The organism is Paraburkholderia sp. EG286A (genome assembly GCF_040965375.1).
Classification (GTDB): Bacteria; Pseudomonadota; Gammaproteobacteria; order Burkholderiales; family Burkholderiaceae; genus Paraburkholderia.
Genome location: NZ_JBFRCB010000007.1, coordinates 407,926 through 421,021 on the forward strand (window position 1 = coordinate 407,926; position 13,096 = coordinate 421,021).

The following is a 13,096-nucleotide window of genomic DNA, read 5'->3' on the forward strand; positions in this document are numbered from 1 at the left end:
CCGCTTCATCCACCGGTATTCTGAAGCAATTCACGACTGACCGCTGCTGGCCGACTCCGGAGGCAGACCAGACGCTCAATCGCTGGACGGGCGATTCGTCAGCTCGCAAGCATGGCGCCATTGAACGCCTACCTTGTTCGCTCCCAACCCCAGGCTCCGCCCAGATCCGACATTTCAAGGCAGACACAGCCGCGGGTGTCACCTCGAGCGCCCGCTAGTCACGCACGATGGCGTGCGGATCGATGGTGTAAGGATGCACGGGATGGTTGGGACCAATCCCGGCTGCGACGCGCGACAGCCAGGCAGCGAGTGCAGGGTAGGCTGCCAGGTCGATACCGACGTCGCCTGCGCGGTGGGTGTATGCGTAGATCGATATGTCGGCAATGGACAGGCAATCACCGACCAGGAAGGTCGCATCCGTCAGGGACCGATCGAGGGCTCGCAGCGCCTTCGCGGCGGTCTCCTGTTTGTCTGGGACCATCGCAGCATTGCGCTTTAAGCGCCCCGTCAATGTCCAGAAACGCAAGGTGCCGATGGCCGGTTCGATGTAGTACTGCTCGAAGCTGAGCCATTGAGCAACCTTGGCGCGCCCGAAGCGGTCAGCAGGCAGGAAGTCGGTTCCATCAGCCAGAAACTGAAGGATCGCATTCGACTCGGACAAAGCGCGGCCGTCTTCCAGTTCGAGCGCTGGCACGGCGCCTGTGGGGTTGAGCTTGAGGAAGGCGTCGGTCTGTCCCGCTCCCTCGAAAATGGAGACCTCCTGGGTCTCATAGGGAATGCCGAGAAGGCGAAGCAGAACCCGGATCTTCCAGGCGTTCTGGGAGGGCAGATAATCGTATAAGCGCAGCATGTCGACTCCTGAGTGACGAAGCCCAACTATGACGGATGTGGCCCGCGCTCTGCACTCCAGATATTGCGCTCAAATTCATCGGGTAACGCAGCCCGCGCGAAGTGAAGCCGGGATGGGGTCTGCGGATGTGCTTTGCCGGCGATATTCGCTACGTCTGCGAATCCGGCTCGCTCCAGGCTTTCAGGAGCCGCATGCCCACCGAAGCGAATGTATCGATTGCCGGAAGCAATTCGCGCCCGAGATCCGTGAGTTCGTATTCTGCTGAGGGCGGCGAACTGTCGAGTTCGCGCCGGGCGACGAGTTTGCGAGTCTCGAGTTCACGGAGTCGGATGCTCAGCACCCGCGCGGAAATGCCGGGCAGGTCATGGCGAAGCTCACCGAAGCGCCGCGCCTGATGACGCAATTGCCAAATGACATTCAAGGCCCACGCGCCCCGTAAAAATCCGAGGGCGTCAGTCACCTGACATGCAGGCGGCGCGGGCGCCTTGCTTTTCCGGACAGGCAATCCCATCGTCTTGTCTCGTTGTGTTGAGTAACCTGGAAGTTACCGGATTATATCGGCGCACATCGCTCATCTCGCCGCACCGACGGTTACCATCTGATCCGCTTGAAGACGTGTTGCAACCCCTCGACAGGATCACACATGAAGCTCTATTACTCACCGGGAGCGTGTTCGCTCGCGTCCCACATCGTCGCACGCGAAGCCGGTATCGCCATCGAACTCGAACGGGTGGACATTGCGTCAAAGCGCACACAAACCGGAGTCGACTTTCTCACAGTCAATCCAAAAGGAAACGTGCCCGTACTCGAACTAGACGACAAGGATTTGCTTACGGAAAGCCCTGCAATCATGCAGTACCTGGCAGACCTGAAGCCAGAATGCGAACTCGCGCCCCGCAACGGGACGATGGCGCGCTATCGCCTGCAGGAGTGGCTCGGTTTCGTTAATTCAGATTTGCACAAAGGCTACTCCCCGCTTTTCAATTCCACGACGCCCGAGTTGGTCCGCCGAGAAAGACAAGAGGCGCTTTCTAAATATTATGGATTGCTGGAGAAGTTGCTGACGACTCAGCCATGGTTGCTGGGGGAGCGCTTCTCGGCAGCGGACGCCTACCTTTTCACAGTGACAAACTGGGCTCCGCATGTTGGCCTGGATATATCACGGTTGCCCGCCATATCGGCGTTTCAGCAACGCGTGGGTGAGCGTCCGCATGTACGGGGAGCGTTGTTGGCGGAAGGTCTACTGCGGGACTGACTCTAAGAGATCGCGCCGCAGCCGGCACCGGCGTCGACTGGAAAAAGTGATCCGTTGACGCCCACTCGCCGACTCGACCCGTGCCATCCCAGGGTTAACCTCGATAAATATATGCATAACGCACGCCGTAATACTAATTCTTACATCGAGGCTGGCCCGTTGGAGATGAGAACGCTAACGTTTGCGCAGAGACTACGACCAGGCAGGAACCACGAACTCACTTTCCGGAGTCATTGCGCCCGCATCACGCTCGCAGCTTATGTCGCCATCCTCGCGGGATGCGGAAATGCCGTTTCGGATTCGGACATCCAGTTCGTCACGGCCGCCATGCCGGCGCAGTTCGAGGCGTTCCGCATGTACGGCGCGGTCCCCTTTCGCGACGGCTCACCCGGTTTGTCCGCTCATGCGCCAGCCCGGCTCCAGCAGGGCTGCGAGGCGGTCGTACGTGCGGCGAAGGGCAGTTTTCGCGAGTCGGTGGTCCTCGATAGCGAATCGGCCGAGTACTTCGAACTCGATGTTTCGCGTACGGCTGACGGATGGACTGTGACAACCGACAGTCTTTCCGCACCGAGCGGCAACTCCGTGGGGCTTCGCACCCAGTTCACGAACTGCCTGACGGCAATCAAGGACAAGCTTCGGGCCCAGCCGGCGCCGGTACAGTAAGCCATGCTCCCGCATGGCGCACGGGCAGCGTCCGTCCACCAGCAACGCCATGCCCGCTATGAAAGCGCTCTCGCCCCAAGCGAGTAGCGCGCGGCCGGTCAATCGAACTTGACCAGATCCTGGAAAACCAGCTGGGCCCACCTGTTGCCGCGTGCCTGGACGAGGAGACCGCCCTCGCCGATCTTCCCGAGTTCGACCGGCGCGAACCCGAGGCGATCGACGAGGCCTGACACCGAAGCGCTTGCCGCATCGTCGTCGCTAGCGACGAACACGACGCGCCGGCCGCCATGCGGCGTCGTTGGCCCCTGCGCCAGTGTGCCTGCGGGCAGGTGGTTGAAGGCCTTCACCAGCTTCGCGCCTGGAAACGCCGTTGCAACGGCCGCGCTAGAAGGCAGACCGTCCAGCTCCTTCGCAGGCACGCCGTAAGCGTTCATGGCGTCGATCACGATCTTCCCCTGCCAGCTTTCGGCGGCCCGCGCGACGTCCTCGTGAGCGCCGAACGGCACAGCCAGGATGACAACGTCAGCCTCGACCGCGTCCTCGATCCGCTGCGCAACCAGCGACGGCCCGATCTGCGCGGCGAGCGCGTCGACCGGCCGCCGGCCTGCCACGGCGACCTTGATGCCCTGATCGGCGAATGCCTGCGCGATGGCCGTGCCGATCTTGCCAAGCCCGATGATTGCGTAGCTCACTGAACTCTCCATTCGTTTTCCTAAGTAACCCAAAAATCACTCTGGCGAACGGTACACCTCAGGCCTCAGACCTGGCCGATGCCGCCGTCGTTCATCAAATCCGCGCCCGTCATATAGGAACTCTGTTCGGAGGCGAGAAAGAGCGCCGCGCTGGCCATCTCCTCGGCGCGGGCGAGTCGACCGAGCGGGACCATGCTCTGGTACATGCTCACCAGATCCTCGCGCGTCGCCGACTGGGCGTCGAGGATCGGCGTGTCGGTGACGCCAGGGCTGAGCATGTTGACGCGAATGCCGCGATCCTTGAATTCGGCAGCCCAGGTGCGCGCATAGGAACGCAACGCGGCCTTGGTCGCGGCGTAGGCGGTGTGCCCGGGAATGCCCATGACGTGCATGGCCGAAGAAACCAGGATGATCGATCCACCCCCCGTCATCATCGGCAGCAGCTTCTGCACCAGAAAGACGGGGCCGCGCGCCATCAGGTTGAATGCCTTGTCGAAATGCGCTGGCGTGATGGTGTCGATCGAAGCCTGCTCGGTAAAGCCCGCGTTCGACACGATGATGTCGACGACACCCTTTTCTTCCCTGACTGCCGCGGCGACGCGGTCGAGGTCATCGAGATTCGCGGCGTCGGCCTGGATCGCAGTCACGTTGCGTCCGATCAGTTTGGCGGCCTCGTCGAGCTGGCCTTGCCGACGGCCGAAGATAAAGACGTGCGCGCCTTCGGCGACGAACCGCTGGGCGATCGCCAAGCCGATACCCGTCGTCGCGCCGCTGATGACGACAACCTTGCCTGTGAGAGTGGACATGGGAATTTTCTGCCTCGTGGTGAATGGTAGAGACATCGTAATTGCCGCCCCGACGAATGATAATCAGCGGAGTTATCATGAGATCTATTCTTCGAGGGAATGGGTCTCACGAGAGACATGCAATGGACCGGTTTCACGAATTGAACGCCTTCATCGCCGTTGTCGAAGCGGGCGGCTTTTCCGCCGCCGCGCGTAGAACCGGCGACTCACAGTCCGCCATCAGCAAGGCGATCGGTGCGCTGGAAAAGCGCCTCGGCGTGCAGCTATTGAACCGCAGCACACGCAGCGTGACCCTCACGGATCAAGGGCAGAAATACTACGAGCGCACCAAGCCGCTGCTCGACGAGTTCGAGGTAGCCGACAACGAACTGAGCAGCAGCACGCTCGATGTCTCGGGCCTTGTCCGCATCGCCGCCGCCTCGACGTTCGGCCGCCTGCACGTGCTCCCGCTCATTCCCGACCTGCTGTCGCGCCATCCTGGGCTTCGGATCGATCTCGTGTTGTCGGATTTCGTCCGCGATATGGTGGAAGATCGAATCGACCTCGCGATTCGCGTGGGCACCGTCAACGATCCCGATTCGGTCGTGCGGAAAATCGCCAGCACCCCGCTGGTCTGCGTGGGATCGCGCCGCTATTTCGAGCAGCACGGCATACCAAAGGATCCTGCGGATCTCGCGAGGCACAATTGCCTCGTCTACGGCGGTCTGATGGAATCGGCGAACTGGCCGTTTCATGGGCCGCAAGGCCGGTTCAGCGTACCGGTGCGGGGCAACCTGTCGTCGAACAGCGTCGAGACGATACGGTCGGCCGTGCTCGCGGGTGTGGGAATCGGCCTCTTCGCGAAGCTCTCGCTCACCGACGAACTCGAGCATCCCGACATCGTCACCGTGCTGGACGACTTCATTGGGGACGCCCGTGATGTCAGTATCGTGTGGCCGAGGCGTCGTTTCGTGCCCGCGCGCGTACGCCGGATCACCGACTTCTTTGCGGCTGCGCTGCCGCAGCGCCTGTAGAAGCGCGACGGCCTCACACGCAAGACGTCACGCAACGCTCGCAAGCTGCGCGCGTCGAGCGCCTGCGTCGTTCGACATCGATTCGCGCACGTGGCGCGCGAATTCCTGCGCCGCGGGCTGAACCGTCGCGGGCAGTCGCAGGCAGATCGCGAACGGCGGCAGCGCGGGCAAGCCGGTTGCTCGAGGCGCGAGCGTCTCGAGGTCGGCCGGCACCGTGGAGGCGAGCCAGGTCGTGATCGCGAGGCCCGCACGCACCGTCGCGGCGGTCGCCTCGATGTTGCCGCTCTCGAACACCGTGCGCCACGCGATGCCCGCGTCCGCGAGCGCGCCGAGCACGACCGGCCGGAAGGCACATCGCTCGTCCACCATCGAAAGCGGCAGCGGCCGCTTCTGCCAGGCATCGCTGCCGCGGCCCTTGACCCACACCAGCGGCTCGATGCGGACCACTTCGCCTTCGGCTTCGCTCGCGACATATTCGACCAGCGATAGATCCACGCGGCCGCTATGCACCGCTTCGCTCAACTCCGGCGACGCCGCACACACGAGCGAAATCTCCACTTGCGGATGCGCATCGGCGAACGCCTTCATTGCGGGCGCGAGCGGTGTCACGAGATCGTATGGCACGCCCACACGCAGGCTGCCGCGCAGGGATCGGCCGGTCATGTCGGCCCAGATTTCGTCGTTGAGCTGCAGCAGCTGGCGTGCCTTCACGAGAAATTGCTCGCCATGGCGCGACAGCTCCAGCCTGCGCGTCTTGCGCACGAACAGCAGGCAATCCAGCACGTCTTCGAGACGCTTCACCTGCTGGCTCACGGCGCCTTGCGTCATGTGCAGCAGATTCGCGGCGACCGTCATGCTGCCGCTATCGGCGACGGCAACAAAGGTGCGGATCAGGTCGAGGTCGAGGTTTCGGCTCATTGACGCATTATGCCGCGTAATGGATCGCATCAGAATTATTGCCTTTTATGATGCGTCGGCGATCCGTACAGTGCAAGTTTTCTTCGCCCGGATTTACACCGATGACCTCGATCCTGCCGCTTCTCCTCTTTGTCGTCATTGCGACCGTGACGCCCGGCGGCGCCACCACGCTCGCCACCGCTTCGGGCGCGCGCTTCGGCTTCGCGCGTTCGATTCCGCTGATGCTCGGCATCGCGATGGGCCTGGCGGTGCTCGCCGCCGTCGCCGGGCTCGGGCTGGGCGGTCTGCTGCTCGCGTTGCCGTCGCTGCAAACGGCGGTCAAGGCAGTCGGCTCCGCGTATCTGCTGTGGCTCGCGTGGCGCATCGCGCGCAGCGGGCCGCCGAATGAAGGTAACGGCCCCGCGCACCCCATCACGCTCGTCAACGGTTGCCTGCTGCTCTGGCTCAACCCGAAAAGCTGGGCGATGACGGTCGGCGCGGCGGCGTCGTTCGCGCTGCTCGCAAGCAATCCGAACCGACTCGCGCTGCTGCTCGGCGCCGCGTTCGGTGCGGCCGCGTGCGTCTCGCTCGCATTGTGGTGCGCGCTCGGCGTGCTGCTCGCCCGCCTCTTTCGCACGCCGCGCCACTGGCGCATCCTTAATCTTGCGATGGGCGTCCTGCTCGCCGCATCCGTCATTCCAGCATGGAGATAACGATGCCTGGTCATCCGTTTGCCGAATCGTTCGATCTTGAAGCCGCGTTCGCCGATGTGTCCGATTACTGGTCGCCGAAAGTCGTCGCCCAGGTCAACGATCAGTACGTCAAGGTCGCCAAAGTGCGCGGGCAGCTCGTGTGGCACGACCACGAGCACGAGGACGAACTGTTCTTCGTCGTGCGCGGCCATCTGAAGATCGAGTATGGAGGCGGGCGTGTCGTCGATCTGCCCGCGGGCTCGATGCACGTCGTGCCGCGCGGCACGCTGCACAATCCCGTCGCAGCGGACGAATGCTGGGTCGTGCTGATCGAGCCCGTGCAGACATTGCATACGGGGCGCGTGGAATCGCCGTTGACGAGGACGATCGAAGAGCAGCTAGGCAAAGCGCGCTAAAACGGCCCAGCGCGCGGACATCGACAAGACGGCTTCAAACGAACACCTTTCGCAGCCGGCTGGGTTGAGCGCGAAGATACTGCTTCGGCGCCCTGACCTGGGCTCCGAAGTGAGCGGCAGCGTGCCAGGGCCAGCGCGGGTCGAAGAGCACGGCCCGGGCCAGCGCGATCAGGTCGGCGTCTCCCGTGCGGAGGATGGACTCGGCTTGTTCGAATTCGGTGATCATGCCGACGGCGATGACAGGCAGCGTCGTCGCCTGCTTCACGGCCCGCGCGAAGGGAACCTGATAGCCGGGCCCGACCGGAATTTGCGCGGCCGGGTTCGAGCCGCCGCTCGAAACATTGACCGCCGCACATCCCCTGGCCTCCAGTGCGTGGACAAAGGCGATCGCGTCGTGCACGGACCACCCGCCGTCCACCCAGTCCGTCGCGGAGATCCGCATCGTCACGGGGCGCTCGTGCGAAAACGCGTCTCGCACGGCTTCGAACACCTCGAGCGGAAAACGCATGCGGTTTTCCAGCGAGCCGCCGTACTCGTCGTCCCTGTGGTTCGAGAGCGGCGAGAGGAATTGATGGAGCAGGTAGCCGTGCCCGCCGAGGATTTGAATGAAGTTCAAGCCGAGCCGGGAGGCGCGTTGTGCGGCGGCCGCGAAGGCATCGCGAATGGCGGCCAGACCGTCGCGGTCCAGCGCGGTGGGTGGTGTCTCGCCGGCCGCGAAAGCGAGCGGCGATGGGCCGTAGGTGTTCCAGCCATTCTCGCGACCATGGGGAATCTGTGCGCCGCCGTCCCATAACTTCTGCCGCGACCCTTTGCGGCCAGCATGGTTGAGCTGGATGCCAACCGGCGTGTCGGACCAGCGCCGCACGCTCTGCAGCACGCGCGCCATGGCGACTTCGCTCTCGTCGGAATAGAGCCCCACGTCGCCATAACTCGTGCGGCCTTCGGGGGTGACCGCCGTCCCCTCGATGGTGAGCGCCGCCGCACCTGAAAGCGCCAGCTGGCCGAGATGAATCAGGTGCCAATCGTTCATCTGCCCGTCTTCGGCCGAGTACTGGGCCATTGGGGCGATCACGATACGGTTGGCCAGGTTCAGGTTGCCGACTTGTATCGGCGTGAACAGCATGGGATGGCTCGTGCCGGTGCCGGATGTTGCGCCGCTATTGGCGGCGACTTTGCCTGCGAGTGTGGACATTAAAATCTTCTGTCGGGTGATGAGTGACAGGTAGATCGTAGTGGTCACATGACGGAGCGATAATTCGCAGATTCTTCATAAGGCCGATTCCCGACGGGAATAATCATGAACGGCGAGTCTCGGCCGCGCCTGAGCGGCTATGCTGTTCGTCAACGCAGGAGGCATGCATGGCAGAAACGTGGCAATTCCAGGTCCGCATCACCGTCGTGCCCGAATTGGCCGATGCGCTGCGGGCGAGCAGCCCCTACGAGGGGCGCGATTTACTCGAAGCCGTCTTGCGCGATTACGACGCCTCCCTGAAGTGCCAGTTCGACGCGTTCGCCGATTATGTCGAAGAGGCGGAACGCGCCGGGCCGGACCGCTATCCGCTGTATCAATGGACGAAAGAGACGATCGCCAATCCAGGGAAAAAGGCGAAGTACCTGAAGTCGTTTGCGGTGTATGTTCGCGGTGCAGAGGTCTACGACCGGGCAAGCGCCGACGGGTTGTATGCGCGGCTCTCGGCCCTCGCTGGCCAGGTGGGCATCGAAAGCGTGAACCGGTTCGACACGAACCCGGCCAACAATCCGCAGCCCCCCGCGCGCACGTGAGACAGACACCCAGGTAGCACTCAGAACCGATGCTGAACGCCAGCCGTCATGCCTGTTTGCGTGTCGGCCGCACCGATGAGGTCGCGCGACAAGCCCACCTTCTGACCGTGCTGAGCCATCGCATATCCGCCGGAGACATAGAGCAGCGTCCGTTTGGAGAGCGAGTATTGCCCGCGCAGCGAGAACAGCGTCGGATCGGCGTCGCTCGCTCCTTTGATGTTCTGATGATAGATCGCGCCGAGCAGCGTGAAGTACGGGTTGAAATCGTACGAGCCGCCGATCCAGTACATATCGCTTTGCAGCGTTGCCGCCGCAGTCCTGAATGTCTTGCGATAGTTCCGGTAACCGGCCATCGCCTTCGCCGCGCCGAAGTCGTAGGAAAGACCCGCGTGGATGCCCTGAATGTAGCGGGTCTGATCGACGGGCGTGACGCTGTCCGCCGCGCCGTTTTGTCGATCGTAGGTGACCACGGCAGCGAACGGACCGCCGGCGTAGCCGAGCGCGAAGTCGTATTTCGAACTCGTCTTCATGCTCCCCGGCACATTGCCGAACCCATACAGCGCGCCCAGCTTGATGCCGGAGAATTCGCCGTCGTAGCGCACGGCGTTGGCCGAGCGCGTGAACAGACCGTCTTTGCGGCCGCCCGTCGCGCTCGATGATGTCGCCCATGAATAGTTCGGCGCGTAGCCCATCGGATCGAACGGCAGCATGTAGTCGTACGTCACCGTGAAGGTGCGCCCGAGCGTCAACTGCCCGAAACGATTCTTCAGCCCGACCGTCGCGCGCCGGTCGAAGAGTGCGCCGGGGCCGTCGTCGAAGGTGCCGTTCGCGATGTTGATGCCGCTTTCGAGCTGGAATACCGCCTTCAGCCCGCCACCCAGGTCCTCGACGCCGCGCAGACCCCAGCGCGACGTATTTTTGCCGCCCGAAACGAGCCGTGCAGAACCACCGTTTGCGCTGGTGTGATTTGCGTATTCGACGCCGGCATCGACGATCCCATAGAGGGTGACCGTCGATTGCGCCTGCGCGACGGCGGCGATGCCCGCGCATGATAGACCCAGCATGATTGTTCTTGTGATATGCGACTTCATTGTCTGCTCCCGGTTTCTGCGATGGATTCCGCTGGCGGCATGCGCCAACCCACGGTTACTGCAACTGCAAATGAACCTGAATGGCACGAGCCCCTTGTCAGCCCGCCTGGGCAAAGGCCCAGCAGTTGTTCGCCGGCAGTTCGAGCCAGTGCTCGCCGGCGGCGCGAGGTTGCATGCCGAAGGCACGCAAGCGCAGTTCGCCGCAATGGAACAGGTATTCCCAGCGATCGCCGAGAAACATCGACGTGACGAGTTCGGCGCGCAGGCGGTTCTGCCCGGGACCATCGACGACCTGAAGACGCTCGAGCCGGATCACCGCTTCGACCGCCTGACCGGGCGTAAGCGCTTCGCGCGCGGACGCTCGCAACGTCCAGCCCGCGCCGCTCAATACAACATGGCCCGGTTCGACAGTGCAGACGCGTCCTTCGAAGCGATTGTTGCTACCCATGAAATCGGCGGCGTACAGCGTCCGGGGCGAATCGTAGAGATCCGCCGGCGAGTCTTCCTGTTCGATGCGACCGTTGCGTAGCAGCAGGATGCGATCGGACATCGCCATGGCTTCGGTTTGGTCGTGGGTCACGCATAGCGCCGAGAGGCCGAGCGTGACGATCAACTCGCGCAGCCATGCGCGCGCTTCCTCACGAAGCTTCGCGTCGAGGTTCGAAAGCGGTTCGTCGAGCAGAATCACCGGCGGGTTGTACACGAGCGCCCTCGCGATGGCGACGCGCTGCTGCTGCCCACCCGACAGCTGGTGCGGATAACGCGCAGCGAGAGCACCGAGGCCGAGTTGATCGAGCGCGGCCTGAACCCGACGCTTGCGCTCCGGGGCCGACACGCGACGCAGCTTGAGCCCATAGCCGACGTTTTCGGCCACGGTGCGGTGCGGCCACAGCGCGTAGGACTGGAACACGAGACCGAGCGAGCGCTGCTCGACGGGCAGATCGATGCCGGCTGCGCGATCGAAGAAGACGCGTTCGTCCAGCTGGATGCGACCTGATGAGGGCTGTTCGAGACCGGCCACCGCACGCAGCAGCGTGGTTTTGCCGCTGCCCGATGCGCCGAGCAGACAGACGACTTCACCCGCCTTCAGTTCGAACGAGACGCCCTCGAGGATCGGATGCGCGCCATAGCTCAGATGGAGATCGTTGACCGAGAGCTTATCCATGCAATTTCACTCCGAAGCGCAAGGCCACGGCGAGACCGGCGCCGACCATTGCGATGTTGATGACGGAAAGGGCGGCGACTTGATCGACAGACCCGGCTGCCCACAGTGAGACGAGCAAGGCGCCGATGACCTCGGTGCCGGGGGACAGCAGGTAGACGGCGGTCGAATACTCGCGCTCGAAGATCATGAAAATGAGTAGCCACGCCGCGAGCAGCCCGAAGCGCACGAGCGGCAGCGTGACGTCGAGGCTGACGCGCGCACGTGTGCCGCCGACGCTGCGTCCGGCCTCTTCGAGCTCGGGGCCGACCTGCAGCAGCGCGCTCTGGATCAGGCGCATGCCGTAGGCGAGCCACACAACGGTGTAGGCCACCCAGATACTCCACATCGAGTTCTTGAGTTCCTTGAGGCCGGGGACGAAGAGGAAGACCCACAGGAACGCCAGTCCGGCGAGCAGGCCTGGCACGGCGCGCGGCAGCAGCACGATGTAATCGAGCAGGCGCGCGGCCCAGTCATGCTGGCGATGGCCCGCGAAGGCGACCAGCGTGTAGAACCCGACCGCGAGCGCGCCGCCCAGCACGCCGATGCCGAAGGTGTTGAAAATGGCCCGCACCAGATTGCCGTGCTCGAACAGTTCGGAGAAGTTCGCGAGAGTCAGCGTCTCGACGAGGTCCACGCCTTCGCCCCAGTGAGTGACGAAGGCTCGCAGCACGATGCCGGAAAGCGGCACGAAGATCGTGAGCAGCAACCAGAACACGACGACGGCGAGCGCGACCCAACGCCATGTACCGAGTGCCAGCACGGTCTGCCGCGTGGCCTTGCCCTTGAGCGCGACGAAGCGATTGGCGCTCCTGAGCAGATGCCGCTGCAGCAGCACGAGCGGAAAGGTCACGGCGATGATGCACACGGCGACCGCGGCCATCAGGTGATACGAGGGCACGCCGAGCTTGTTGGTGAGCTTGTAAAGATAAGTGGCCAGCACGAGATGCCCTTCGGGGTCGCCGAGGACGAGTGGCAGACCGAACACCTCGAAGCCGAGGAAGAACACCAGTACGCCGGCAAAGAGCAGCGCGGGCATGCTCATGGGGAGGCTCACGTCGAGGGCCACGCGCAGCGGCCGGGCGCCCGATACGCGCGCGGACTCCTCGACGTCGGAGCCAAGGTTGCGCAAGGCCGCCGCGGCATAAAGATAGACATGCGGCACGTGCGTCAACCCGACGATCACGGTGATCGCGAAGACCGAATACACGTTCCAGGGCGCGCTCTCCATGCCGGTCAACTGCTTCCACCAGATCGAGTAGAAGCCGGCCGGGCCTGCGGCGATCACGTAACCGAAGGCGAGCACCATCGGCGAAACGAAGATGGGCGTGAGCAGGACCGGTTCGAGCCAGCGGCGTCCTGCCAGGTCGGTGCGCACCATCAGGAAGGCCAGGATGCCGCCGAGCGGAATGGAGATGAACAGCATGCCGCTCGCGATCGTGAAGGAGTTGCCCGCGGCCGACCAGAAATCGGGGTCGGTAAAAATGAAGGCGAAGCCGGCCAGGCCGAAGGTGCGGCTCGCGTCGAAGAAGGGGGCGCTCAACAGACTCTGGAACACGATGAGCGCAACCGGCAGCGCGACAGCGACGGTCAGTACCGCGATGACGAGCCAGCGTAGCCAGCCAGCCAGGGGGCGCAGCGGCCCCTCGGGCAGCGCCGGAATGTCGTCTTTCTCCCTGGCATGGAGCGGCATCGCGGCCGGGATGGGCGCGCGTCGTGAAAGCATGAGGGTCCTCCT

At 63.5% G+C, this 13,096-nt stretch carries 15 protein-coding genes; 6 read left to right on the forward strand and 9 right to left on the reverse strand.

The features are described from left to right. Nucleotides 1-214: 214 nt before the first annotated feature. Nucleotides 215-850: a glutathione S-transferase family protein gene (locus tag AB4Y35_RS31775; protein WP_368707514.1), complete on the reverse strand. Its 636-nt coding sequence runs from the start codon at nt 848-850 to the stop codon at nt 215-217. A 148-nt stretch (nt 851-998) separates the two neighbouring features. After that, nucleotides 999-1,361, reverse strand: a complete 363-nt coding sequence (locus AB4Y35_RS31780; protein ID WP_368707515.1) for a winged helix-turn-helix transcriptional regulator — start codon at nt 1,359-1,361, stop codon at nt 999-1,001. Between the two features lie 132 nt (nt 1,362-1,493). Between AB4Y35_RS31780 and gstA the strand changes: the two genes are divergently transcribed. Next, nucleotides 1,494-2,105, forward strand: coding sequence for a glutathione transferase GstA (gstA, locus tag AB4Y35_RS31785; RefSeq protein ID WP_368707516.1), 612 nt, complete (start codon nt 1,494-1,496; stop codon nt 2,103-2,105). A gap of 111 nt (nt 2,106-2,216) precedes the next feature. Beyond that, complete coding sequence (locus AB4Y35_RS31790) at nt 2,217-2,768, forward strand: hypothetical protein (protein WP_368707517.1); 552 nt, start codon at nt 2,217-2,219, stop codon at nt 2,766-2,768. 98 nt (nt 2,769-2,866) lie between these two features. Here the strand turns inward: AB4Y35_RS31790 and AB4Y35_RS31795 are convergent, their stop codons facing one another. Both AB4Y35_RS31795 and AB4Y35_RS31800 read right to left on the reverse strand, forming a co-directional pair. Then, entirely contained in the window at nt 2,867-3,460 is a 594-nt protein-coding gene (locus tag AB4Y35_RS31795; RefSeq protein ID WP_368707518.1) for an NADPH-dependent F420 reductase, read from the reverse strand. Nucleotides 3,461-3,525: 65 nt separating this feature from the next. After that, nucleotides 3,526-4,266 (reverse strand): SDR family NAD(P)-dependent oxidoreductase, encoded by a 741-nt coding sequence (locus tag AB4Y35_RS31800; protein ID WP_368707519.1) that lies wholly within the window; start codon nt 4,264-4,266, stop codon nt 3,526-3,528. A 122-nt stretch (nt 4,267-4,388) separates the two neighbouring features. Between AB4Y35_RS31800 and AB4Y35_RS31805 the strand changes: the two genes are divergently transcribed. Next, a complete protein-coding gene (locus AB4Y35_RS31805) occupies nt 4,389-5,279 on the forward strand; it encodes a LysR family transcriptional regulator (protein WP_368707520.1) in 891 nt (296 codons plus the stop codon). A 27-nt stretch (nt 5,280-5,306) separates the two neighbouring features. Here AB4Y35_RS31805 and AB4Y35_RS31810 read toward each other — a convergent pair whose 3' ends face one another. Next, entirely contained in the window at nt 5,307-6,197 is an 891-nt protein-coding gene (locus AB4Y35_RS31810) for a LysR substrate-binding domain-containing protein (RefSeq protein WP_368707521.1), read from the reverse strand. Nucleotides 6,198-6,298: 101 nt separating this feature from the next. On the opposite strand from AB4Y35_RS31810, the gene AB4Y35_RS31815 reads away from it, so the two are divergent. Together AB4Y35_RS31815 and AB4Y35_RS31820 are read left to right on the forward strand one after the other, a co-directional pair. Beyond that, nucleotides 6,299-6,889 (forward strand): LysE family translocator, encoded by a 591-nt coding sequence (locus AB4Y35_RS31815; RefSeq protein ID WP_368707522.1) that lies wholly within the window; start codon nt 6,299-6,301, stop codon nt 6,887-6,889. A 2-nt stretch (nt 6,890-6,891) separates the two neighbouring features. Continuing rightward, nucleotides 6,892-7,284, forward strand: a complete 393-nt coding sequence (locus AB4Y35_RS31820) for a cupin domain-containing protein (RefSeq protein ID WP_368707523.1) — start codon at nt 6,892-6,894, stop codon at nt 7,282-7,284. A gap of 34 nt (nt 7,285-7,318) precedes the next feature. Here the strand turns inward: AB4Y35_RS31820 and AB4Y35_RS31825 are convergent, their stop codons facing one another. Continuing rightward, a complete protein-coding gene (locus tag AB4Y35_RS31825) occupies nt 7,319-8,407 on the reverse strand; it encodes an NADH:flavin oxidoreductase/NADH oxidase (protein ID WP_368707558.1) in 1,089 nt (362 codons plus the stop codon). Nucleotides 8,408-8,643: 236 nt separating this feature from the next. Between AB4Y35_RS31825 and AB4Y35_RS31830 the strand changes: the two genes are divergently transcribed. Then, complete coding sequence (locus AB4Y35_RS31830; RefSeq protein ID WP_368707524.1) at nt 8,644-9,066, forward strand: hypothetical protein; 423 nt, start codon at nt 8,644-8,646, stop codon at nt 9,064-9,066. A 20-nt stretch (nt 9,067-9,086) separates the two neighbouring features. On the opposite strand, the gene AB4Y35_RS31835 is transcribed toward AB4Y35_RS31830, so the two are convergent. The 3 genes from AB4Y35_RS31835 to AB4Y35_RS31845 all read right to left on the reverse strand — a co-directional run bounded on the left by AB4Y35_RS31835 (nt 9,087) and on the right by AB4Y35_RS31845 (nt 13,051). Then, entirely contained in the window at nt 9,087-10,157 is a 1,071-nt protein-coding gene (locus AB4Y35_RS31835) for a porin (protein ID WP_368707525.1), read from the reverse strand. 97 nt (nt 10,158-10,254) lie between these two features. After that, nucleotides 10,255-11,322: an ABC transporter ATP-binding protein gene (locus AB4Y35_RS31840; protein WP_368707526.1), complete on the reverse strand. Its 1,068-nt coding sequence runs from the start codon at nt 11,320-11,322 to the stop codon at nt 10,255-10,257. After that, complete coding sequence (locus tag AB4Y35_RS31845) at nt 11,315-13,051, reverse strand: ABC transporter permease (RefSeq protein WP_368707559.1); 1,737 nt, start codon at nt 13,049-13,051, stop codon at nt 11,315-11,317. The genes AB4Y35_RS31840 and AB4Y35_RS31845 overlap by 8 nt, the downstream gene beginning before the upstream one ends. Nucleotides 13,052-13,096: the final 45 nt, after the last annotated feature.